General features: G+C 75.8%; 19 protein-coding genes and 1 pseudogene. 15 read left to right on the forward strand and 5 right to left on the reverse strand.

Annotated features, from left to right (window positions below):
* Window positions 1-94: 94 nt before the first annotated feature.
* On the reverse strand, window positions 95-871 hold the full coding sequence (locus ACU610_RS20000) for an enoyl-CoA hydratase-related protein (RefSeq protein ID WP_446769442.1): 777 nt from the start codon (window positions 869-871) through the stop codon (window positions 95-97).
* 180 nt (window positions 872-1051) lie between these two features.
* Here ACU610_RS20000 and efeO point away from each other — a divergent pair, with 180 nt between their 5' ends.
* The 3 genes from efeO to ACU610_RS20015 all read left to right on the forward strand — a co-directional run bounded on the left by efeO (window position 1052) and on the right by ACU610_RS20015 (window position 5369).
* Entirely contained in the window at window positions 1052-2206 is a 1155-nt protein-coding gene (gene efeO / locus ACU610_RS20005; protein ID WP_446769443.1) for an iron uptake system protein EfeO, read from the forward strand.
* A gap of 18 nt (window positions 2207-2224) precedes the next feature.
* Window positions 2225-3517: an iron uptake transporter deferrochelatase/peroxidase subunit gene (efeB, locus tag ACU610_RS20010; RefSeq protein WP_446769444.1), complete on the forward strand. Its 1293-nt coding sequence runs from the start codon at window positions 2225-2227 to the stop codon at window positions 3515-3517.
* A gap of 244 nt (window positions 3518-3761) precedes the next feature.
* A complete protein-coding gene (locus ACU610_RS20015; protein ID WP_446769445.1) occupies window positions 3762-5369 on the forward strand; it encodes a serine/threonine-protein kinase in 1608 nt (535 codons plus the stop codon).
* A 232-nt stretch (window positions 5370-5601) separates the two neighbouring features.
* On the opposite strand, the gene ACU610_RS20020 is transcribed toward ACU610_RS20015, so the two are convergent.
* A complete protein-coding gene (locus ACU610_RS20020) occupies window positions 5602-6303 on the reverse strand; it encodes a hypothetical protein (protein WP_446769446.1) in 702 nt (233 codons plus the stop codon).
* 120 nt (window positions 6304-6423) lie between these two features.
* Here ACU610_RS20020 and ACU610_RS20025 point away from each other — a divergent pair, with 120 nt between their 5' ends.
* Window positions 6424-7698, forward strand: coding sequence for a competence/damage-inducible protein A (locus tag ACU610_RS20025; RefSeq protein ID WP_446769447.1), 1275 nt, complete (start codon window positions 6424-6426; stop codon window positions 7696-7698).
* 192 nt (window positions 7699-7890) lie between these two features.
* The gene (locus ACU610_RS20030; protein ID WP_446769448.1) at window positions 7891-8286 is read left to right on the forward strand and encodes an SRPBCC family protein; all 396 of its coding nucleotides are present in this window, start codon (window positions 7891-7893) and stop codon (window positions 8284-8286) included.
* Here the strand turns inward: ACU610_RS20030 and ACU610_RS20035 are convergent.
* Complete coding sequence (locus ACU610_RS20035) at window positions 8232-8684, reverse strand: GNAT family N-acetyltransferase (RefSeq protein ID WP_446769449.1); 453 nt, start codon at window positions 8682-8684, stop codon at window positions 8232-8234. The two genes, ACU610_RS20030 and ACU610_RS20035, sit on opposite strands and share 55 nt — an antisense overlap.
* 153 nt (window positions 8685-8837) lie before the next feature.
* Here ACU610_RS20035 and ACU610_RS20040 point away from each other — a divergent pair, with 153 nt between their 5' ends.
* The 8 genes and pseudogenes from ACU610_RS20040 to ACU610_RS20075 all read left to right on the forward strand — a co-directional run.
* Window positions 8838-10088 (forward strand): MFS transporter, encoded by a 1251-nt coding sequence (locus tag ACU610_RS20040; protein WP_446769450.1) that lies wholly within the window; start codon window positions 8838-8840, stop codon window positions 10086-10088.
* 21 nt (window positions 10089-10109) lie between these two features.
* Window positions 10110-11756 (forward strand): acyl-CoA dehydrogenase family protein, encoded by a 1647-nt coding sequence (locus tag ACU610_RS20045; protein WP_446769451.1) that lies wholly within the window; start codon window positions 10110-10112, stop codon window positions 11754-11756.
* A 128-nt stretch (window positions 11757-11884) separates the two neighbouring features.
* A complete protein-coding gene (locus ACU610_RS20050) occupies window positions 11885-13981 on the forward strand; it encodes a putative bifunctional diguanylate cyclase/phosphodiesterase (protein ID WP_446769452.1) in 2097 nt (698 codons plus the stop codon).
* A gap of 125 nt (window positions 13982-14106) precedes the next feature.
* Window positions 14107-14796, forward strand: a complete 690-nt coding sequence (locus ACU610_RS20055; RefSeq protein ID WP_446769453.1) for an NYN domain-containing protein — start codon at window positions 14107-14109, stop codon at window positions 14794-14796.
* Between the two features lie 5 nt (window positions 14797-14801).
* Entirely contained in the window at window positions 14802-16301 is a 1500-nt protein-coding gene (locus ACU610_RS20060) for a phospholipase D-like domain-containing protein (RefSeq protein ID WP_446769454.1), read from the forward strand.
* A 62-nt stretch (window positions 16302-16363) separates the two neighbouring features.
* Complete coding sequence (locus ACU610_RS20065) at window positions 16364-16600, forward strand: hypothetical protein (protein ID WP_446769455.1); 237 nt, start codon at window positions 16364-16366, stop codon at window positions 16598-16600.
* A 289-nt stretch (window positions 16601-16889) separates the two neighbouring features.
* Window positions 16890-17525, forward strand: coding sequence for a flagellar brake protein (locus ACU610_RS20070; protein WP_446769456.1), 636 nt, complete (start codon window positions 16890-16892; stop codon window positions 17523-17525).
* A 291-nt stretch (window positions 17526-17816) separates the two neighbouring features.
* Window positions 17817-18107, forward strand: a pseudogene (locus ACU610_RS20075) (IS481 family transposase); the annotation flags it as partial.
* A gap of 49 nt (window positions 18108-18156) precedes the next feature.
* Here the strand turns inward: ACU610_RS20075 and ACU610_RS20080 are convergent.
* A complete protein-coding gene (locus ACU610_RS20080; protein ID WP_446769457.1) occupies window positions 18157-18918 on the reverse strand; it encodes a PilZ domain-containing protein in 762 nt (253 codons plus the stop codon).
* A gap of 169 nt (window positions 18919-19087) precedes the next feature.
* Between ACU610_RS20080 and ACU610_RS20085 the strand changes: the two genes are divergently transcribed.
* Window positions 19088-20785: an ABC transporter gene (locus ACU610_RS20085; RefSeq protein ID WP_446769458.1), complete on the forward strand. Its 1698-nt coding sequence runs from the start codon at window positions 19088-19090 to the stop codon at window positions 20783-20785.
* Window positions 20782-22398 carry a GTPase gene (locus ACU610_RS20090; RefSeq protein ID WP_446769459.1) on the forward strand — a complete coding sequence of 539 codons (1617 nt, stop codon included), beginning with the start codon at window positions 20782-20784 and terminating at the stop codon, window positions 22396-22398. Before ACU610_RS20085 ends, ACU610_RS20090 begins: the two co-directional genes overlap by 4 nt.
* 25 nt (window positions 22399-22423) lie before the next feature.
* On the opposite strand, the gene ACU610_RS20095 is transcribed toward ACU610_RS20090, so the two are convergent.
* Complete coding sequence (locus tag ACU610_RS20095; protein WP_446769460.1) at window positions 22424-22927, reverse strand: ATP-binding protein; 504 nt, start codon at window positions 22925-22927, stop codon at window positions 22424-22426.
* Between the last annotated feature and the right edge of the window lie 148 nt (window positions 22928-23075).

Genomic DNA, 23075 nt, shown 5'->3' on the forward strand with positions numbered 1-23075 from the left:
AGCCTGTCACCGCAGGCTGTGGTGTCCGGGAGCACGCCAGGCCGGCCGCGCGGGTGCCCTCGTGTCAGCACGGAAAGCAGCGCCGAGGGCGCGCTCAGTGACCGGTGAACCGCGGGGGGCGCTTCTCCAGGAAGGCCTCGACGGCCTCGCGGTGGTCGGCGGTGCGGCCCAGCTCGGTCTGCAGCCGGGCCTCGAGCGCCAGGGTGTCCTCGAGGGGGTCGGTGGCCGCCGTGGCCAGCACGGTCTTGATCGCCCGGTAGGCGGCGGTCGGGCCGGCGGCCAGCCGCGCGGCCAGCGCCTGCGCCTCGGGCAGCACCTGCTCGGCGGGCACCACCCGGTGCACCAGTCCCCACTCGGCGGCGCTCTCGGCGAGGAACGGCTCGGGGAGCAGCAACAGCTCGGCGGCGCGCGAGCCCCCGACGCAGTGCACGAGGCGGGCGGCCAGGCCCGAGTCGCTGGACAGCCCGATGCCGGCGAACGCGGTGGTGAACTTGGCGCCCGCGGCGGCCACGCGCAGGTCACCGGCCAGCGCGATGCCCAGCCCGGCGCCGGCGGCGGCGCCGTTGACCGCCACGACCACCGGCACCCGCAGCGCGGCCAGCGCCAGCACCAGCGGGTTGTACTCGTCCTCGACCACCGACAGCGACGTCGCGGCGTCCCCGCGGAGCGCCTCCACGTGCTGGCCGAGGTCCTGCCCGACGCAGAAGGCCCGGCCGGTGCCGGTGAGCACCACGGCCCGGACCGCCTCGTCGGCCGCGACCCCGCGGACGACGTCGAGCAGCTCGCGCCGCGACTGGTGGGTCAGCCCCGGCCGCAGCATGGTGACGGTGGCGACCCCGCCGGCGTCCTCGCGGGTCACGGTCTCGGGCATCGTCGCCCCTCCTCGTCGTCGGCGGTTCCCCCGCACGGCGAGATCGGCGATCTCGCCGGTTCCGGGACCGGCAGCGTACGAGATCGGCGATCTCACCCCGGTCGGCCGAGGTGTGACTAAGGTGAGCCTTACCTACGGCGCCGTCGCAGGGATCCACCGCGTCCCAGGAGACCACCGAGCATGTCCGTGCGTGACCGCCGCCTGCCCCTGCTCACCGCCGGTCTGCTGGCCGCGCTGACCACCGCCGCCTGCGGCGGCGACGCCGGCACCGGCAGCGGCGCCGCCGCCGGCGAGGAGGCGGCCGACACCATCGCCGTCGCGGCCACCGACGACGCCTGCGACGTCGCCACCGGTGAGCTCCCCGCGGGCACGCACCAGTTCCAGGTGACCAACAACGGCAGCCAGGTCACCGAGTTCTACGTCTACGCCGAGGGCGATCGGGTGATGGGGGAGGTGGAGAACGTCGCCCCCGGGCTGACCCGCGAGCTGCTCGTCGAGCTGCCGGCCGGCGACTACGAGACCGCCTGCAAGCCGGGCATGGTCGGCGACGGCATCCGCAACGCCCTCACCGTGACCGGCGAGGCGGCGCAGCTGTCGGAGGACGAGACCCTGGCCCAGGCCAGTGCGGACTACCAGCGCTACGTGCAGAGCCAGACCGGCGCGCTGGTGGAGCAGACGGCGGCCTTCGCCGACGCCGTCCGGGCCGGGGACGTCGAGGGCGCCAAGGCGCTGTTCCCGGTCGCCCGCACCTACTGGGAGCGCATCGAGCCGGTCGCGGAGGTCTTCGGCGACCTCGACCCGCGGATCGACGGCCGCGAGGGCGACCAGGCGGAGGGCGAGGACTTCACCGGCTACCACCGCGTCGAACGGGCGCTGTGGGTCGACGGCACCACCGAGGGCATGGCCCCCTACGCCGACCGGCTGCAGGCCGACGTCGAGGAGGTCGCCGCCCTCGCCGACCAGACGACCCTGGACCCGCTGCAACTGGCCAACGGTGCCAAGGCACTGCTCGACGAGATCGCCACCGGCAAGATCACCGGCGAGGAGGACCGCTACTCGCACACCGACCTGTGGGACTTCGCCGCCAACCTCGAGGGCTCGGAGGCCGCCGTCCAGGCGCTGCGCCCCTACCTCGAGGAGGCCGACCCCGACCTGGTGGCCGAGATCGACGAGCGGTTCGCCGCGACCGAGGCCGAGCTGGAGCAGTACCGCAGCGGCGACGGCTGGGTGCTCTACGACCAGCTCACCCAGGAGCAGCTGCGCGGTCTGAGCGACAGCATCACCGCGCTGACCGAGTCGGTCAGCGGGGTCGCGGTCGTCGTCGCCGACCGGTGAGCCGGGGGTGAGGCCCCGATGAGCGAACCGACGACACCCGGCCGGGGTCTGACCCGGCGCCGGCTGTTCGGTGTGCTCGGCGCCGGGACGGCGGGGGTGGTCGCCGCCGGCGCGATCGGCCGCGCCGCGGTCGACCTGGGCGGGCGGGACGAGGACACGGCGGCCGCGGGGCCGGCGCCCACCGACGCGGTGCCGTTCACCGGCGCGCACCAGGCCGGCATCGTCACGCCGGCGCAGGACCGGCTGCACTTCGTCGCCTTCGACGTCACCACCGACCGGCGCGAGGACCTGGTGGAGGTGCTGCAGGCCTGGACGGCGGCCGCCCGCCGGATGACCGCCGGCCAGGACGCCGGCCCGGTCGGCGCCGTGGCCGGCTCCCCGTACGCGCCCCCGGACGACACCGGGGAGGCCCTCGGCCTGCCGCCGTCCGGGCTGACGCTGACCGTCGGCCTCGGCCCCACGCTGTTCACCACCGCCGACGGCACCGACCGCTTCGGCCTGGCCGCCCGCCGCCCGGCGCCGCTGGTCGAGCTGCCCGCCTTCGCCGGCGACCAGCTCGACCCGGCGCGCAGCGGTGGGGACCTGTGCATCCAGGCCTGTGCCAACGACCCGCAGGTCGCGGTGCACGCCGTCCGGAACCTGGTGCGGATCGGCGCCGGCGTGGTGGCCGTCCGCTGGTCGCAGCTGGGCTTCGGCCGGACGTCGTCCACGACCACCGGGCAGCCCACCCCGCGCAACCTGTTCGGGTTCAAGGACGGCACCCGCAACCTCAAGGTCGAGGACCCCGAGGCCCTCGACCGGTACGTCTGGGTGGGCGAGGACGACGCCGCCTGGCTGGCCGGCGGCACCTACCTGGTCGCCCGCCGGATCCGCATGCTCATCGAGCCGTGGGACACCGCGCCGCTGCTCGAGCAGGAGCAGATCATCGGCCGCGCCAAGGGCTCCGGCGCCGCGCTCGGCCGGCGCGAGGAGTTCGACCCGGTCGACTTCACCGCGCAGGTGGACGGCGAGTTCGCCATCCGGGAGGACAGCCACGTCTTCCTCGCCCATCCCCAGAACGCCGGGACGGCGATCCTGCGGCGCGGCTACAGCTTCGTCGACGGCTCCGACGGGCTCGGCCGGCTCGACGCCGGGCTGTTCTTCATCGCCTTCCAGCGCGACCCCTCGACGGGCTTCGTGCAGGTACAGCGCAACCTGCGCACGGACGCGATGAACGAGTACGTCCGGCACACCTCCTCGGCGGTGTTCGCCTGCCCGCCGGGCGTCCGCGGCGACGACGACTGGTGGGGCCGGGCGCTGTTCACCGGCTGATCCCCGGATCGTGGCCGGAACGTGACGGGACGGTCCCCTCACGGAGGCCCGTCGGCCTGGGAGGATGGACGGCGGACGGACGCGGCGCGGGCCGGAGCGCGCGGCGCCGTCCCCCCAGGTCGGCGACACGCCCGGCGCCCTGCGCCGATGTGTAGCCCCAGGGGGTGCGGGACATCCAGTTCCAGGGGCACCGGCGCCCTCGGGCCGCGGACGACGGCCGGGTCCAGGCGAGGAGTGAGCCACGGTGGTGGAGCCGGGTCGGCGCAACCTGGGTGAGCGGTACGAGCTCGCCGAGCTGATCGCCGCCGGCGGCATGGGCCAGGTCTGGCGCGGCACCGACGTCCTCCTCGGCCGTCCGGTCGCGGTGAAGGTCCTGCGCAGCGAGTACACCGGCGACCCCACGTTCCGCGCCCGCTTCCGCGCCGAGGCCCAGCACGCCGCCGGGCTCTCCCACCCGAACATCGCCGCCGTCTTCGACTACGGCGAGACCGAGGCCACCGACGGCAGCGGCGAGACGCTGGCCTACCTGGTGATGGAGCTGGTCGAGGGCGAGCCGCTGTCGGCGGTGCTGGAGCGCGAGGGCCGGCTGTCGGCCGCCGTCACGCTGTCGCTGCTCGAGCAGACCGCCTCCGCGCTGGCCGAGGCCCACCGGGTCGGGCTGGTGCACCGGGACGTCAAGCCCGGCAACATCCTGGTGCGCGACGACGGCAGCGTGAAGATCACCGACTTCGGCATCGCGTGGTCGGCGGACAGCGTGCCGCTCACCCGCACCGGTCAGGTGATCGGCACCCCGCAGTACCTCGCCCCGGAGGTCGCCGAGGGCCGGCACGCCACCCCGGCCAGCGACGTCTACGCCCTCGGCCTGGTCGGCTATGAGTGCCTGACCGGTCACCCCGCCTTCGACGGCGAGAACGCGGTGACGATCGCCCTGAAGCAGGTGCGCGACGACCCCGAGCCGCTGCCCGACGACCTCCCCGGCGGCGTGCGGAAGCTGATCCGCCGCGCGCTGGCCAAGGACCCGGCCGACCGCATGCCGGACGGCGCCGCGTTCGTCGCCGCGGTCGAGGACGTCCGCGCCGGCCGCCCGGTGCCCGAGCCCGCGGCCACCCGCAGCGTCGCCGTCCTCGCCGGCCCGCCCACGACGGCCGCCGTCCCGGCCGGGTCCGCTGCCGGGACCATCGGCCCGCCGGCGCCGCGCCGCCGCGGGTTGGCCGTCGTCCTGGTGCCGGTGGTGACGCTGCTGCTCGGCGCGGGCGCAGCCGCGGGCGTCTTCGCGGCCGTCTCCAGCGACGAGGACACCGGGCCGACCGTGGTCGCCGCGCAGACCGAGGACGCCCGGATCGTGCTGGCGGCCGAGAACTACGTCGGGCGGCAGGTCGACGAGGCGGCGCTCGCGCTGTCCGCGCTGGGCCTGCTCGTGCAGCGCGAGGAACAGGTCACCGCGGACGCCGCACCCGGCAGCGTGACCGCCATCGACCCGGCCGGCGCCGAGCTGCGGCCCGGCGACACGGTGCGGGTCCACTTCGCCGTGGCGCCTCCGCCCGCCCCGCGGCAGCGCGACTCCTCACCGGCCACCCGCGTCTCCGAGGACGCGCCGCGGCCGCGGCCCGCGCCGGAGCCCGCGCCCGAGCCGACCGAGGCGCCCCCCACGCCGACCGCCACGCCGGAGGAGCCGCCGGCCAGCACGCCACCGACCGAGACGTCGAGCCCGTCGGCGAGCGCCACCCCGACGGAGTCGGAGGAGACGACCACCCCGTCGAGCACGGCCGAGCCGTCGACGTCGGAGTCCGGGTCGTGGTCCGACGACGGGGACGGCGACGGCGACTGGGACCGCTACCGCGACGACCGCTGACCCTCCAGGACGGGTGGACCTCCCGCTCCGGGGCGCCCTCGTGGTCCAGTCCGCCCCCGCGCCGGCTCCTGTTCCGGCTCCTGCGCCCGCTCCAGTGGTGGTCGACGACGGCGCGGACGACCGGTCGGGCCCGGGCCGCAGCGAGGACAGGGGGAGGGGCAGGGGTCAGGGGAAGCCGGACTCGCCCGGCCGGGGGAGCGGCCGGGCGTGACCCCGCCGCTCGTCGCCCCGGTCAGCCCCGGCTGCGGCTGGGGGCGATCCAGAGGGCGGCGCCGAGGGCGGCCAGCGCGGCGGAGAGGACGAAACCGCGGTCGCTGTCGACGTGCGGCAGCACGACCAGCACCCAGAACACGGCCACGCCGGTCAGCCCGGCGGCCGCGGTCTTCCACGCGGCGTCGGGGTGCCGCCGGGCCGCGGGGACGACGCGGCCGGCGAACGGCAGCGCCCCGACGAGGGTGGCGAGGGTCGCGAAGACCGACCACAGCGTCACGGTGGACCACAGCGGCGCCTCGCCGAAGCCCAGGCCGAGGCCCAGCTGGAGCAGGAGCAGGGACAGCGCGATGAGGCCGATGCCGATGCGGACGGCGCGCTCCTTCGGCGACCGTGCCGTGGGGGGAGTCCGGGGAGGGCGCGGGGTCCGCGGCGCGCGCGCCGTCCGGACCCGGCGGAGACCGTCCCTGGCGGTCAGCGGCAGGCCGAAGGGGGAGTCGGCGTGGTCGGCGGCCGCCGCGGTGCCGCCGCGGGGCGGCTCGGGGCGGGAGGCGACCGGGCCGGTGGGCTGGACGCCGCCGTACAGCGGGTCGGCGTCCACCCACGGCATCTGGTGCGTGCCGACGACGGTCGCGCCGGCGGGAGCGAACGCGGTCTCCTGCGTGCCCGGCTGGGCCGGGTCGCGCGGTGTCGGCGGCTCGGGGGTGGGACTCGGGTGCGTCACGGTTCCTCCTCGCTCGAGCGCGGGCGCGCCGGACCGGTTCGTCTCCGCACGCTAGCGGCGGGGCGGCCGGGGGCCCGGCAGGAAACGCGGGCGCGCCGCGGTCTCACTAGGGTCGGCCGGGTGGCCGTGCGCGCAGGGATCGTCGTCACCGGTACCGAGGTGCTCACCGGCCGGGTGAGCGACCGCAACGGTCCGTGGGTGGCCGAGGAGCTGCGCCGGCTCGGGGTGGACGTCGGCACGGTGCTGGTCGTCGGCGACCGGCCCGAGGACCTGCGCAACGCGCTGCGCTTCCTCGCCGGCGAGGACGTCGTCTTCACCACCGGCGGGCTCGGCCCGACCGCCGACGACCTGACCGCGCAGATCGTCGGCGAGGTGCAGGGCCGGCCGTCGTCGGTCGACCCGGACCTGGAGCGGCAGATCGCCCGGATCGTCGAGGGCCTCCTGGAGGGCCGCGGGTGGCGCGCCGACCCGGAGGCCACGGCGGCCGGCGTCCGCAAGCAGGCGCTCGTGCCCGCGGGTGCGATCGTGCTGCCCCCGGTCGGGACGGCGCCGGGTCTCGTCGTCCCCCCGGCGGAGGGGCGGGACGGACCGGTGGTCGTCGTCCTCCCCGGGCCGCCGTCGGAGCTGCAGGGGATGTGGCCGGCGGCGCTGGCCGCCGAGCCGGTGCAGCGGGCGCTGGCCGGCCGCAGCGAGCTGCGCCAGGAGACGCTCCGGCTGTGGGGGACGCTCGAGTCGCAGCTGGCGGCGACGCTGCGGCAGCACGAGTTCCCCCGCCTGGAGATCACCACCTGCCTGCGGGAGGGCGAGCTGGAGATCGTCACCCGCTACGGCCCGGAGGCGCAGCCGGAGTACGACCGGCTGGTGGAGGCGGTGCGGGCGGCGCACGCCGAGACGCTGTTCTCGACCGGCCCCACGCTCGACGACCTGGTGGCGTCGGCGTTCGCCGACCGCGGGCTGACCGTCGCGACGGCGGAGTCGTGCACCAGCGGGCTGCTCGTGGCGCGGCTGACCGAGCGGGCCGGGTCCTCGGCGTGGGTCCTCGGCGGGGTGGCGTCGTACGCGAACTCCGCGAAGGAGGCGCTGGTCGGCGTCCCGTCGGAGATGCTGGCGTCGTACGGCGCGGTGAGCACGCAGGTGGCGGCGGCTCTGGCGGAGGGAGCGCGGTGCCGGTTCGGCGCCGACGTGGGGATCGGCATCACCGGGATCGCCGGGCCGGGCGGGGGCTCCCCGGAGAAGCCGGTCGGCACCGTGCACCTGTGTGCCGTCGCGCCCTCGTCGGAGGGGCTGGCACGCTCGGTCGTGCTGCCCGGCTCCCGGTCGGCGGTGCGGCAGCGGTCGGTGGCCCTGGCGATGCACATGCTGCGCCAGCTGCTGCTCGGTGGGCCACCCGCCTGAGCACGGACCCCCTCCTCCCCACCCCTCACGAGCTCGGGGCGCGGTGCCCTGGAGGGGGCCGGGCGCGCGGTGCTCGTGCAGGAGCCGCACGGACGGGCCCGCGGTGGACGTCGTCCGGCGGGCGCCGGCGAGGTCGCGCATGGGTCCAGCACGGGTGGGCACGGGGCTGACGAGCACCAGTGAGGAGGGCCCATGACCACCCTGACCCTGCACGCGACGGGGCCCGTCGGACCGGACGAGGTCTGGGAGCGCTACGCCGTCCCGGCGCGGTGGCCGCAGTGGGCGCCGCAGATCACCGGCGTGGACGTGCCGGTGGCGCGGTTGACGGCGGGTGTGCGCGGGCGGGTCCGTGCGCCACTGGGGGTCGCGCTGCCGTTCGTCGTCGACACGGTGGACGAAGCGGCCCGGCGCTGGTCGTGGACGGTCTCGCTCGGCCCCGTGCGGCTGCACCTGCTGCACTGGGTCACCGAGGGTCCGGACGGCGGCAGCACGACGGGGCTGCGGGTCTCCGGACCGGCGCCGCTGGTGGTCGGCTACGCGCCCCTGGCCCAGCTCGCGATCGGCCGGCTGGTCCGCCCGCTCGGCTGAGCCGTTCGTGGACCAGCGCAGGGACGCCGGACGGGGTCACGTCCTCGCGGTGGACTGGGGAGCCGAGCCTGGCGGCCAACGCCCGACTCGCTGTGTTGTCGGGGGATGACCGCGGTGACGCGGTGCAGACCGAGCTCGCCGACCGCGACGCGCAGCCACGCTCGCGCGGCCTCCGTGGCGAGAACACGGCCCTGCGCGCGCCGCGCGAGCACGCAGCCCCGTTCGACCTCGTCCCACTGCGGCCAGGGGTGCAGCCCCGCCCGGCCGAGGAAGGCGCCGGTCTCGCGGTCGAGATGGCCGATGGCGCACCTGGCGCCCCGATGGCACCGAGATCTGATCGGCCCCCAGCGCACCGGACCACCCCTGGCCACCGCCGCCTGACCCGACCGACGAGGCACACGGCAGCCGTGCGTTCCACGTGGAACGCACGGCTGCCGTGCGTGCGTGACGGTGCCCCCGGGTGTCCGCAGCAGCCGGGGATGTGTGGGTGCAGGTGGGTGCAGGCGAAAAGCGGCGGACGGCGTGGGTGCGGGTGCCTACAGTCCGAATCCGTGCGGGGGCTGGTCGAGGCGGTGCTGCCCGCCCGGATGGGAACGCCGTTCCGCTGGCTGGTCGGGTCGTCCTGGGTCGGCAACCTCGCCGACGGCATCGCGATCGCCGCTGGGCCGCTGTTGGTCGCCGGCCAGACCCAGGACCCGTTCCTCGTCGCCCTCGGCGCCCTGCTGCAGCGGCTGCCGTGGCTGTTGTTCGGGCTGCACGCGGGCGTCCTCGCCGACCGGGTGGACCGCCGGCGGCTGGTCATCGCCGTCGACCTCGCCCGGGCCGGCGTCCTCGTCGTCCTCGGGGCCGCCCTGTTCACCGGGGACGTCGGCGTCGCCGTCGTCCTCACGGCGCTGTTCGTCCTCGGCGTCGCCGAGGTCTTCGTCGACACCACCACCGGCACGCTGCTGCCGATGGTGGTTCCGCGTCCCGACCTCGGCATCGGCAACGCCCGGCTCATGGCCGGTGCGCTCACCATGAACGAGATGACCGGGCCGGCCCTGGGCGCCGCGCTCTTCGTCGCCGGCACCGCCTGGCCCTTCGTCACCCAGGCGGTGCTGCTGACCCTCGGGGCGCTGCTGCTCTCCCGCATGCGGCTGCCGGTCCGCGAGCGTCCGGCCGAGCGCGCCCACGTCCGGCAGGACATCGTCGAGGGCCTGCGCTGGACCTGGGGCAACGCCGCCGTCCGCACGCTGACCCTCGCCATCGTCAGCTTCAACGTCACCTACGGCGCGGCCTGGTCGGTGCTGGTGCTCTACGCCGACCAGCGACTCGACCTCGGCCCGGTCGGCTTCGGGCTGCTCAGCACGGCCACCGCCGTGGGCGGGATCGTGGGGACGTCGTCCTACGACTGGCTCGAGCGGCACGCCGGCCTGGCGACCCTCATGCGCGTCGGTCTGGTGATCGAGACCCTCACCCACCTGGCCCTGGCGCTCACCACCACCGCCTGGGTGGCCGTGCTGATCATGGTCGTGTTCGGCGCGCACGCCTTCGTGTGGGGGACGACGTCCCGGACGGTGCGGATGCGCGCCGTTCCGCTGGGCCTGCAGGGCCGGGTCGGCAGCCTCTACGCGATGGGCGTCTTCGGCGGCATCCTGCTCGGCCAGCTGGTCGGTGGCCTGGTGGCCCGGGCCTGGGGCGTCACCGGGCCGTTCTGGTTCGGTTTCGCCGGATCCGCGGTGATCCTCGCCCTCATCTGGCGGCAGCTCGCCCACGTCGCGCACGCCGGGGACGGCACGGAGGAGCTCGTCGAGCGGGTGTGATCCACGTCGTACGGTTCGGCCATGGGCGTCACGCACGAGGTCACCAACCAGGTCCCGCCGCTGGCCGGGCACGACCCCATCGCCGGCGACACCGCCCTGGCCGAGGCCTGCGTCCGGCACGCCGACGCCGCCACCCTCGACTCGCTCAAGGCGCTCGGTGCGCTGGCCGGCAGCGAGCAGGCGCAGGAGTGGGGCCGGCTGGCCAACGAGAACCCGCCGCGCCTGCGCACGCACGACCGCTACGGCCACCGCGTCGACGAGGTCGAGTTCCACCCCGCCTGGCACGAGCTCATGCGCACCGCGTTCGAGCACGGCCTGGCCGGTACGCCCTGGACCGCGGTGTCGTCCGCCCACCCCACCACCCCGGCTGAGCCGCACGCGCACGTCCGCCGCGCCGTCGGCTACCTCGGCTGGACGCAGGTCGAGATGGGTCACGGCTGCCCGGTGACCATGACCTACGCCGCCGTCCCCACGCTGCGCGCCGCCCCCGAGCTCGCGGAACGGTACGAGCCCGGCCTCACCGCCCCCGCCTACGAGTTCGGCCTCGCCGAGCCGACGGGCAAGCGGGGCCTGGTCGCCGGCATGGGCATGACCGAGAAGCAGGGCGGCTCCGACGTCCGCGCCAACACCACGCGCGCCGTCCCGAACGGGGACGGGACGTTCGCGCTGACCGGGCACAAGTGGTTCATCAGCGCCCCGATGAGCGACCTGTTCCTCGTCCTCGCCCAGCTGCCCGAGGGCGTCTCCTGCTTCCTCGTCCCGCGCGTGCTGCCCGACGGCACCCGCAACGTGTTCCGGCTGCAGCGGCTCAAGGACAAGCTCGGCGACCGCGCCAACGCCTCCAGCGAGGTCGAGTTCGAGGGGACGACGGCCTGGCTGGTCGGTGAGCCCGGCCGCGGCGTCCCGACGATCATCGAGATGGTCAACACCACGCGGCTGGACTGCGTCCTCGGGTCGGCCGCCACCGTCCGCGCCGCCCTCACCCAGGCGATCCACCACGCTCGGCACCGACGGGCCTTTGGCGCCCTGCTGGCCGACCAGCCGCTCATGCAGAACGTCCTCGCCGACCTGGCCGTGGAGAGCGAGGCCGCCACCGCGCTCGCCGTCCGGCTGGCCGCCGCCGTCGACGCGGGCGAGTCCGACTTCCTCCGCCTCGCCGGGGCCGCCGCGAAGTTTTGGGTCTGCAAGCGCACCCCGACGGCCGTCGCCGAGGCGCTCGAGGTGCTCGGCGGCAACGGCTACGTCGAGGAGTCCGGCATGCCCCGGCTCTACCGCCAGGCGCCGCTGAACAGCATCTGGGAGGGGTCGGGCAACGTCATCGCCCTCGACGTCCTCCGGGCGATGGGTCGCTCCTCGGCGTCCCTCGCCGCCGTCCGCGCCGAGATCGACCTCGCCCGCGGCGCCGACGCCCGGCTCGACGCGGCGGTCGGCCGGTTGGCCGCCGAACTGGCCGATCCCGAGCAGCTGCCGCTGCGCGCCCGCCGCATCGCCGGCCTGCTCGCCCTGTGCCTGCAGGCCTCGCTGCTCCTGCGGCACGCCCCCGCAGAGGTCGGCGACACCTTCTGCGCGACCCGGCTGGACGGCGACTGGGGCGCGGTCCTCGGCACCCTGCCCCTGCAGGCACCGGTCCACGTGATCCTCGACCGGGCCGGGGTCTCCCCTGTCTGAATTGCATCCGTGTGGTTACCCTCGGTCGTACGTCGGGCGCCCAGCGCCGCCGTGAGGGGACGGCGGAGGGCGGCGGTCCCCGGGACCGGGACCTGACGTCTTCCGCAGGGGGAGAGGTAGCGGGCAGGGTGCACGGACACGTTCCGAGTGGGCACGTCGCTCCAGCCGACCCCTTCTCCTCGGTCACCGACGCCGTCTACCGGATCGACCGCAGGTGGCGGTTCACCTACGTGAACGCCGCCGCCGAGCGGCTCCTCGGCCGCCGGGCCGACGAGATGATCGGCTGCTACGCCTTCGAGTGCTTCCCCGAGACGCTCGGCACGGTCATCGAGGACGAGTACCGGGCGGTGCTCCTCGACGGCCGGGCCCGCGTGTTCGAGTACTTCTACAAGCCCTTCGGCCGGTGGTACGAGATCCGCGCCTTCGCCGACACGGGCGGCCTCACCGCCTTCCTCCGCGATGTCGACGACCAGCGCCGCGCCGAGCAGCAGCGCGCCACCGAAATCCAACAGCTCAGCGCGGTCCTGGAGGCCCTGCCCCCGGCCACGGTGCTGCTGGACGGGAACGGCCGGATCCTGTCGGCCAACCGCCGGTGGGGCGAGGCTGCGGAGGCCGTCGCCCGGGCAGGACTGCGGGCGGGCGGGGTCGGCGACGACTACCTGGAGGTGCTGTCCCAGCGTCTCGCCGCGGCGGACCGCCAGGCCATCACCGACGGGCTGGCGCAGCTGCGAGCCGGCGACCATGACGCCGCCCGGGAGTTCGTGCACGACTACGCCCACTCGTCCGGTCCCGAACCGATGTGGTTCCGCCTCCAGGCGGCCTGTGTCGGGGCCTCCGGCCGGGTCGTCGTCACCCACACCGACATCACCGAGCGGGTCCGGGACCAGGAGGCGCTGGCCTGGCGGGCCAGTCACGACGACCTCACCGGCCTGCCCAACCGCGCCCGGCTGCTGCAGCTCATCGGCGCGGCGCTCGAGGACGGCGCCGGCCGGGCGGCGCTGCTGTTCCTCGACCTCGACGGGTTCAAGACCGTCAACGACTCCCTCGGCCACGAGGTCGGGGACGAGCTGCTGCGCCAGGTCGGCGGCCGGCTCACCGAGCAGATCCGTCCCGGGGACGCCGTGGGACGGCTGGGCGCAGACCAGTTCCTCGTCCTCGCCCGCGACTGCGACACCGCCGAGGCCGCGGCCCTGGCCTTCCGGTTGCAGAACTCCTTCTCCCGCCCCTTCTACGCCGAGGGCATCTCGGTGCCGCTGTCGGCCAGCATCGGCGTCGCCGCCGCCACGCCCGGCGCCGACCGGGCCCACCAGTTGCTCAGCGACGCCGACACCGCTGCCTTCGCCGCGAAGGGCGCCGGCCGCGACCGCGTGCACGTCTTCTCGCCGGGGCTGCGGGAGGCGGCGCGGTGGCGGCTGGAGGTGGCCAACCGGTTGCGGGACGGCGCCGTCGACGAGTTCGTCGTCCACTACCAGCCGGTGGTCCGGGTGGACACCGGCGAGATCGAGGGCGTGGAGGCGCTGCTGCGCTGGCAGCACCCCGAGCGGGGGTTGCTCACCCCCGACGCCTTCCTCTCCGTGGCCGAGGAGACCGGCCAGCTCATCCCGATCACCCGCTGGCTGCTCGGCGAGACCACCCGGCAGGCCGCGGCGTGGGCCGAACAGGGCCTGCCGCTGCGCATGTCGGTCAACATCAGCGCCCGGCACTTCTCCGCCGAGACGCTGGTCCACGACGTGCGGGTGGCGTTGCACGACTCCGGACTGGCCGCGGAGAACCTGGTGCTGGAGCTGACCGAGACCAGCGTCGCCGAGGACCCCACCCGCGCCGAGGACCAGCTCGCCGTGCTGCAGAGCTCGGGCGTGACGGTGGCGATCGACGACTTCGGGACCGGCTGGTCCTCGCTCGCCCAGCTGCTCGCCCTGCCCATCGGCACGCTCAAGATCGACCGCTCGCTGCTGACCGCCGCCGCCCGGCTGGCGTCCCACGGCACCGGGCCGGTGCTGGCCGCGATCGTCTCGCTGGCGCGCACTCTCGGCATCCGCTCGGTCGCCGAGGGCGTGGAGACCGCCGAGCACCTGCGGTTGGTCCGCGACGCCGGCTGCGACCTCGCCCAGGGCTACCTCCTCGCCCAGCCGATGCCGGCCGCCGACGTCCCGCGCTGGGCGTCCCGGGTCCGGGCGGCGGGTGGTGACTCGTGCGCCTTCGCGCTGCGGACCCGCAACCGCTGAGCGGCGCGGTGGGGGCCCACCGGCTGCGCCGCCGCACGCCGCGACGGGCCACGTCACCCGGCGGTCCGCCACGCGCGGCCGGTGCGCCGTCCCCCGCCGCGCCCCCGGCCAGGCACACTGCCCCCGTGACCGACCTGGACGCCGCCGCGGAGACGGCCCCCGACACCGACGCGTTCGACGGGCGGGCACGCCCGGCGCTGGACCTGCTCATCTGGGACGCGCCGAACATCGACATGACCCTCTCGACGGTCATCGGCGCCCGCCCCACCGCGGCCTCGCGCCCGCGCTTCGACGCGATCGCCGCGTGGTTCGTCGACGGCGCCGGCGACCCCGGCGCGCCCGACGCTCCCGAGGTCGAGGCGTGTGTCTTCGCCAACATCCCGCCGGTGGTGGGCAGCCTGCAGCGCTGGGTGGAGGCGCTGCGCAGCTTCGGCTTCGCCGTCTTCGCCCGGCCCAAGCAGCAGCCGGACGACGACATCGACCAGGCGATGCTCGACCACATCGAGGTCCGCCAGCACAGCCACCGGCTCCGCCGGTTGGTCGTCTTCTCCGGCGACGGCCGCAACTTCGCCGAGCCGCTGGAGGAGCTGGCCCGCGCCGGCACCCAGGTCACCGTCGTCGCGTTCAGCGAGGTCGCCGGCTACGCCATCAGCTCGGACCTGCTGGAGTTCATCGACATCGAGGACGTGCCGGGCGCCTTCGCCGCCCCCCTGGACCGGGTGCGCCTCGACGCCCTGCCGCCGGACGGCGCCTGGCTGCGGCCCACCCGCAGCCTGCGGGACTTCGTCAGCTCCTACGTGCGCCGCAACGGCTGACCGGGGTGGCCGACGGAGGTGCCGGGCCGGTCGCCACCGAGGACCTGCTGGTCCCGGGCGAGACGTGCTGGCGGATCGAGCGAGCCGAGCGGTACGCCGTCTTCGTGGACGCCGCGGACTACTTCGCGGCGTTGAAGTGGTCGGTGCTGCGCGCACGCCGCCGGGTGCTGTTCATCGGTTGGGACTTCGACCCGCGGATCCAGCTCGACCCCCGGCGGAAGGGCGCCGCACGCGCCGACCGGCTGGGCCGGGTCCTCGAGGCCGCCGTCCGGCGGAACCCGGAGCTGGAGATCGGCGTCCTGCACTGGGACGTCGGCATGCTGATCGCGCTGGCCCGCGGCCTGGCGCCCATCGTGCTGCTCAACCGGCGCACCCCCGACCGGCTCACCTTCACCATCGACCAGCACCACCCGATCGGCGGCGCGCACCACCAGAAGATCGTGGTGGTCGACGACTGCCTGGCCTTCGCCGGCGGCATCGACGTCACCACCGACCGGTGGGACACCCCGGAGCACCGCGACGGGCACCCGCTGCGCCGCCGGCCGGGCTCGGGCCGCCGGTCGGGGCCCTGGCACGACGTGGCCAGCGTCGTCTCCGGCCCCGCCGCCCGGGCCATCGGTGACCTGGCGCGCGAGCGGTGGGAGAGCGCCACCGGGGACCGGCTGGAACCGGTCGAGGGCCTGCAGGTGTGCTGGCCGGACGACGTCGAGCCGATGCTCACCGACGTGGACGTGGCGATCTCCCGCACCCGACCGGAGCACGGCGGCGCGGAGCTGGTGCACGAGATCGAGCTGTTGTGGCTGGCCGCGATCGCCGCCGCCCGGCGCGGCGTCTACATCGAGAGCCAGTTCTTCGCCAACCGGCGGATCGCCGAGGCCATCGCCCAGCGGCTGGCCGAACCCGAGGGCCCGGACGTCGTGGTCGTGAACCCGGAGAGCTCGGCCAGCTGGCTCGAGGAGAAGGCGATGGACACCGCGCGGGCCAAGCTGCTGGCATTGCTCGAAGACGCCGACGTGCACGGCCGGTTCCGGCTGTACGTGCCGGTCACCGAGCGCCGTCGGCGGATCTACGTGCACGCCAAGGTGCTCGTGGTCGACGACCGGCTGCTGCGGATCGGCTCGGCGAACCTGAACAACCGCTCGATGGGCCTGGACACCGAGTGCGACGTCTCGATCGAGGCCCGACCCGGCCCCCGCCACGACGAGGTCTCGGCCGTGGTCACCGGCATGCGCGACCGGCTGCTGGGCGAGCACCTCGGCGTACCGCCCGAGGAGGTGGCGCGCGCGGTGGCGGCGCACGACGGCCGCCTGGTCGCCGCGGTCGAGAGTCTGCGCCGGCCGCACGGGCGGTCGCTGGTGCCCTACGTCCCGCCAGAGCTGGGGCCCGCCGACCGGGCGCTGGCCGAGACCGAGCTGCTCGACGCCGAGCGGACGCCGAACCGGTGGCAGCGGGTGCGCCGCAGCTTCCGGCCGCGGCTGTCCGGCTCGGTGACCCGCCAACGCTGACCGCCGGTGTCCCGCGGCCCGCGCCGGGGAAGGAACCCACCTCTGGACGACGAGGAGGGGTCATGGCGGTCTGCGAGGTCTGCGGCAACGACTACGACATGGCGTTCGAGGTGGTGGCGCAGGGAGCGCGGCACACCTTCGACAGCTTCGAGTGCGCGATCCACAAGATGGCGCCCGTGTGTGAGCACTGCGGCGTGAAGGTCGTCGGCCACGGCGTCGTCGTCGAGGGGCACTTCTACTGCTGCGCGCACTGTGCGCGGCACGAGCACGGGGACACCCCGGTCCGCGACTCGGCCTGACGACAGCCGCGGGAGCATCGCAGCGAGCTCTGCGAGCGGGGAGCGGACCGCGGCGCGGAGTCAGGCCAGTGGGCTCGGCCTGAAGGAAGGACCCCGTCCTCCCCACCCTCCGCAGGCTCAGGGCGGGGCGCGGGAGGGGTGGGTGCGGAGTCCGGCCGGTGGGATCCGCACAGCGCTCACCCTGGCGGGGGACGGACACGGGCACCGGCGGCCAGGGCGCGCACCCGACCGGGTTACCGTTCCGTCGCGGCACCGTGCCGCTGTCGCCAGGACCGGAGGGGGGAGCTCGATGGACGCCGTCGGCGCCGCCCGCCCCGAGGTGGACGACGAGGCCGAGGTGACCCCGCGGGACCACCGGTACCCGGTGAGCACCCGCGTCGAGCGGGTCACCGGCGAGACGGTCGTGGTGCGCCCCTCGGTCGGGGACTTCGCCGACCAGGAGGTCGTCTGGGTGGGCGACCACGTGCAGGTCTTCTGGCGGGACTCCGCCAGCGTCTGGGCGCTGCCGGCGCAGGTCACCACCGTGGAGCGCGGCGCCGCCCCCCGCTGGCACCTGGCCGTCGTCGGGCCGGCGGAGGCCATCCAGCGGCGTCAGGCGGTCCGTGCCCGCCTCGCGGTGCCGCTCACCGCGGTGCTCGACTCGGTCGACCTGGCGGGCGAGGTCGTCGACCTCAGCGAGCGCGGCCTCCGCGCCGTCCTGGACGCCTCCGGCGACCCGCCGCCGCCGGGCACCGTCGTCCCGCTGACCGTGCACCTCGAGGGCGGCGACGTCACGTCGCGCGCCGAGGTCGTGTGGCACCACACCCGTGGCGGCCGCTGGGGCGTCTCGCTGCGCTTCCTCGAGCTGTCCGAGAAGGAGCAGGACCGGGTCCGCCGCCGGGTGTTCCAGGCGATGCGCGAGGAGCGCGCCCGCGGCTCCTCCTGAGCCCACCCCGCGCGCACGCTCACCATCCGGCGGGATCCGCCGATGCACCAGCCGCGCCTGATCGGAGGCGCGGCAGGGGCGGGCCCCACCGCTGTCAGCCGTACCGGGCCAGGACCTCGGTAGCAGCGTGCGGGGTCGAGCGAGGGGGGACCTCCGACCGGGGTGCGGTTCGTCGAAGGCCCACGTCCACCCGGAGGTCCTCGTGACCCACGCTGGTGTCCGCACGACCGTTCATGGCCGGTTGCCGATCGTCGCCCGGCACCGGGCCGGCTGGCCGAAGGCCCACATTCCCGCCGCGGGGCGCCCGGCTGGCGGCAGGCATCGGATCCAGTGACCGGCGTGTCGACCCGAGCCTCGACGACCACCGCACTGCGTTACGAGCGCTCCCGGCCCGGGGAGCCGGTGCAGGACGTCACGGAGCTCGGGCGCTTCCGGAGACGGCGGCGGACGGCACGCCCATGGCCGCGCCGCCCGCGAGCGACCCGGGACCGGACAGCCACGATCGGCCACGACCACGTGCACTCGCCGGTCGATGACCACTGCCGGCTGGCCCACTCCGAGGTCCTCGGCGACGAGAAGGGCACCGACCTGGTGGCCCGGTACGGCCGGCGCGGCCCCGGACGAGCGGGGGTCAGAGGAGGCCGCGGGACCGCAGGACGCGCAGCTCGGTGAACACGCGGGCGCGGATGCGGTCCTCCTCCCGCTCGGGGAGACCCAGGAAGCGCAGGGACACCTCGATGCGCCGGTCGGTGCGCGGGTGCACGCGCACCACCTCGGCCTTCGACCGGACCGGCTGCTCCTGCCCCCCGAGGGACAGGGTGACCTCCAGCTGTGTCCCCGAGGACAGCTCGACCCGCCCGCTCCCGCCGGCGGGAGCCGCCTCGGCACCGCCCTTCCCGGCAGCGTCGTCTCCGGCGGCCCCGGTGGTCTCGGCAGTGGCGTGGTGCTCCCGCGTCGACGTCCCGCCGTCCGGCTGGAACAGGCAGTGCAGCCCGCCCTCACTGACGTCGATGCTCTCGCCGATCAGCTGGGTCCGGCCAGAGACCGCCTCCACGGGGAGCGACATCGGCGCCCGCACCGCGTTGCGGCGCTGGCCGCGGGTCGCCGGACCCATCGGCCTCACCCGCCAGCGCGGCTCCTCGCCGGGGAGGACCTCCGTCAACTCCGCAGGCAGTGCCCGGAGCCCCTCCGGGCCCTTCCACACCAGCTGGACGTACTCGCCGATGTCGAGCCGGACCCGCCTGCCGGAGCGGTCCGCGGGCACCGTCAGCGTCAGGGGTCCGTTCCCGCTCTCCTCGACGAAGCTGGTGAGCGCGTCACCGCGGCTCGCCGATTGGACGTCGACGGGCTCCTTGGCCTCCGGATAGTCGACCCCCGGGATTCCCGTCGCCATGCCTTCCCTCCGTGTACACCTGCCGGCACCCTCCGTGGCGACCGGCCGCGCGGAAGGTAGACGAGGCTGCTGGCCCTGAACGGGCCGACACGCCGTGCGGCGATCCCGGTTCCGCATCAGTCCTGGTCAGGTATGGGTAACCGGCTGGTGCTCGGGGCAGTCCCCCAGCGTGACCGTCCCCGCCCGTCTGCCCGAGGCCCTCACGGCCCTCCGGGACACCGTCGCGGCCGCCCCGCTCGGCCTGGCCACGCCGGGCAGCGAGGCGGCCCGGCGCGCGGCCCGTGGGGTGGTCGAGCAGGTCGACGACTACCTGCTCCCGCGGCTGCGCGACCTCGACGCCCCGCTGCTCACCGTCGTCGGCGGCTCCACCGGGGCCGGCAAGTCCACACTCGTCAACAGCCTCGTCGGCGCCACGGTCACCACACCGGGCGTGCTGCGGCCGACCACCCGGGCGCCGGTGCTGGTCTGCGCCCGCACCGACGTCGCCGCCTTCGAGGGCGACCGGGTGCTGCCCGGCCTGGCGCGCGTCACCGGCGGGGGCGGCGGCCCCGGCACGCTGCAGCTGGTGCCGCGGGACGACGTCCCGCCCGGCCTCGCGCTGCTCGACGCCCCGGACGTGGACTCGGTCGTGGAGTCCAACCGCGAGCTGGCCGCGCAGCTGCTGGCCGCCGCCGACCTGTGGGTCTTCGTCACCACGGCGGCCCGCTACGCCGACGCCGTCCCGTGGGACGTGCTGCGGACGGCCCAGGAGCGCGGCACCGCCCTGGCCGTCGTCCTGGACCGGGTACCGCTGGGCGCCGCCGACGAGATCGCCCCCGACCTCGCCGGGATGCTCGACCGCGCCGGGCTGGCCGGGGTGCGGCTGTTCGTCGTCGAGGAGCGGCCGCTGGTCGACGGCTTCCTCCCCGAGGACCAGGTGGCCCCGCTGCGCGGCTGGCTGCACGCGCTCGCCGCGGACCAGGAGCAGCGCGCCGCCGTCGTCCGGCAGACCCTCACCGGCGCGCTGGCCAGCCTGGAGGACCGCGTGGCGGGCATCGCCGCCGAGGTCGAGCAGCAGGGTCAGGCGGCCGGCGCGCTGCGGGAGGCGGCCGCCGCGGCCTACACCGCCGCCTACGAGGGCATAGACGAGGGCGTGCGCAGCGGCAGCCTGCTGCGCGGCGAGGTGCTGGCCCGCTGGCAGGAGTTCGTGGGCACCGGTGAGTGGATGCGCTCGCTGCAGAGCTCGATCGGCCGGCTGCGCGACCGGGTCACCGCCGCGCTCACCGGGCGGCCCTCGCCCACCGACGAGCTCCAGGGGGCGCTGGAGACGAGCGTGGAGACGCTGCTGCGCGCCGAGGCCGACCGCGCCGCCGAACGCACCGTCACCGCCTGGCGGGCGCTGCCCGGCGGGCCGCCGCTGCTGTCGGCCGCCGACGAGGAGCTCGACCGGGTCTCGCCGGACTTCCCCGAGGCCGCCGCGGCGCAGGTCCGCGACTGGCAGGGCTACGTGCTGGACCTGGTCCGCGAGGAGGGGGCCGGCAAGCGCACCCGGGCCCGCGTGCTCTCGTGGGGGGTCAACGGAGCCGGCGCCGTCGTCATGATGGCCGTCTTCGCCCAGACCGGCGGGCTCACCGGCGGGGAGGTGGCGGTCGCCGGCGGGACGACGGCCCTCGGTCAGCGCGTGCTGGAGGCCGTCTTCGGTGACGCCGCGGTCCGCTCGCTGGCCACCCGCGCCCGGGAGGACCTCCAGGCGCGGGCCGACGCGCTGCTGCGCTACGAGCAGGGCCGCTTCGACGCGCTGGTGGACGTGGCCGGACCGGGACCCGACGCCGCCGCCGAGCTGCGCGCCGCCGCGTCCGCCCTCACCGCGGCCCGGGATCGGGCATGAGGGGACGGACGCCGCCGCTGGCCGACCGGCTGGCGGCGCTGCGCGAGGCGGTCGAGGTCGCCGACGGCCGCCTCGAGGTGCCCGAGCTCGCCGACGCCCGGACGCTGCTGGCCAAGGCCGGTGCCCGGGAGGCGCTCGGCGACGCCACCGTCGTCGCCCTGGCCGGCGCCACCGGCAGCGGCAAGTCCACGTTGTTCAACGCGCTGTCGGGCAGCGAGGTGAGCACCCCCGGCATCCGCCGGCCGACCACCGGGGTGGCGCACGCGACCGTCTGGGGCGCCGACGAGACGACCGACCGGCTGCTCGACTGGCTGCAGGTGCCGCGCCGGCACCGGCACGCCCCCGAGCCGGCGCTCGACGGCCTGGTGCTGCTGGACCTGCCCGACCACGACAGCGTGCGGCTCGAGCACCGGCTGGAGGTCGACCGGCTGGTGCAGCTCGTCGACGTGCTGGTGTGGGTGCTCGACCCGGAGAAGTACGCCGACGCCGCCGTCCACGACCGCTACCTGGTGCCGCTGGCCGGGCACGCGAGTGTGCTGCTCGTCGTCCTCAACCAGGTCGACCGGCTCGATCCCGCGGCTGCGCGGGCCTGCCTGACCGACCTGCGCGAGCTGCTCGACCGGGAGGGGCTGGCGGACACGCCGCTGCTCGCCCTCTCCGCGCGCACGGGCGCCGGCCTGGGGGAGTTGCGCGCCGACCTGGCCCGGCGGGTGTCGGCCCGGCGGGCGGCGACCGACCGGCTCGTCGCCGACGTCCGCGGGGTCGCGACGGCGCTGGCGGCGCACTGTGCTGGTGGCCCACCCGCTCACCCCGCCGGCGGGGGCGGCGTGGGCCGGGCCGAGCGCGAGCAGCTCACCGAGGCGCTGGCCGAGGCCGCCGGGGTGCCCACGGTCACCGCCGCCGTCGAGCGGTCCGTGCGCCGCGACGGGACGGCGACCACCGGCTGGCCGCTGGTGCGCTGGACGCGGAAGCTGCGCCCGGACCCGCTCGAACGGCTGCACCTGGGACAGGGCACGGGCGACGACGGGGCGGTGGTGGCCCGCACGTCGCTGCCGGCCGCGGGTGCGGCGCAGCGGGCCGGGGTCACCCGGGCGGTGCGTGCGGCGCGGGAGATCGCCGGCGAGGGCCTGTCCGAGGCGTGGCGTGACGAGCTGCGGCGGACCGTCGAGGTGTCGGAGGAGCTGCTGGCCGACCGGCTCGACCAGGCCGTCGCGGGCACGGACCTCGGTCCGCAGCGCACCCCGTTGTGGCAGCGGACGGTGGGCGGGCTGCAGTGGCTGCTCACCCTGGTCGCGCTGGCGGGTGTGCTGTGGCTGCTGGCGCTGGTCGTCCTCGGCTTCTTCCAGCTCGACGACGTCGTCCCGCTGCCCCGGGTCGAGGGGATCCCCATGCCCACGCTGCTGCTGGTCGGCGGGCTGCTGGCCGGGGCGGTGCTGGCGCTGGTGGCCCGTCCACTCGTGGGGCTGCGGGCACGACGGCGGGCGCGGCGGGCCGAGCAGCGGCTGTACGCGGCGGTGGACGTCGTCGCGCAGGAGGAGGTGCTCGCTCCGATGGCCGAGGTCCGCGAGGACCACGACCGCTACTGCGCTGCCGTCACCCGCGCCCGGAAGTAGGGGAGCGGGCCCGGGAAGAGGTCACTCAGTCGCGGTGGGGGGACTGCTCTCCGGCGCGGGGTTCGGGGACGCGGTCGTGGACCTGCTCCAGCGGCTGCAGGCCGTTGGGCAGCATCGCCCAGACGTGCTTGCGGCCCGGGCGGCTCTCCCACCCGTAGTCGCTCGACAGCTGCGCGACCAGGTGCAGTCCCATGCCGCCGAGCGCCGGGTCGCGGTCGACGGCGGGGATCGGCGGGCGGTCGGGCGCCTCGTCGCTGAGGTCGAGCAGCCAACCGTCGGTGCCCGCGACGACCAGCGCGCGCACCGCTCCACCGCCGTGCCGCAGTGCGTTGGACGCCAGCTCCTCGAACACCAGCAGCAGCCCGTCGCGGGCGTCGTCGGTGGACGTCGAGCAGACCGACGGGTGGGCGATGCGGGCCCGCAGGTCGGCCCGGACGCGGGAGACGACGTGCATCGCCTCGAGCTGCCAGTGCCACACGTCGCCCGCGAGGGACGGCACGGGTGCGTGCGGCCACGGCTCCTGGCCCAAGGCAACCTCCTCCGCCGTCGCTGGGCGATCGAGCCGGGGTGGACGCACCACCGACCCGCTCTCCCATCCTGACCGAAAGGCCCACTTCCTGCAGCGGCGGCCCCTTGCGGGTCGTCTCCGGCTCTGCGACGGCGCCGGTCGGGCAGAC

Source organism: Geodermatophilus sp. URMC 61 (genome assembly GCF_052931555.1).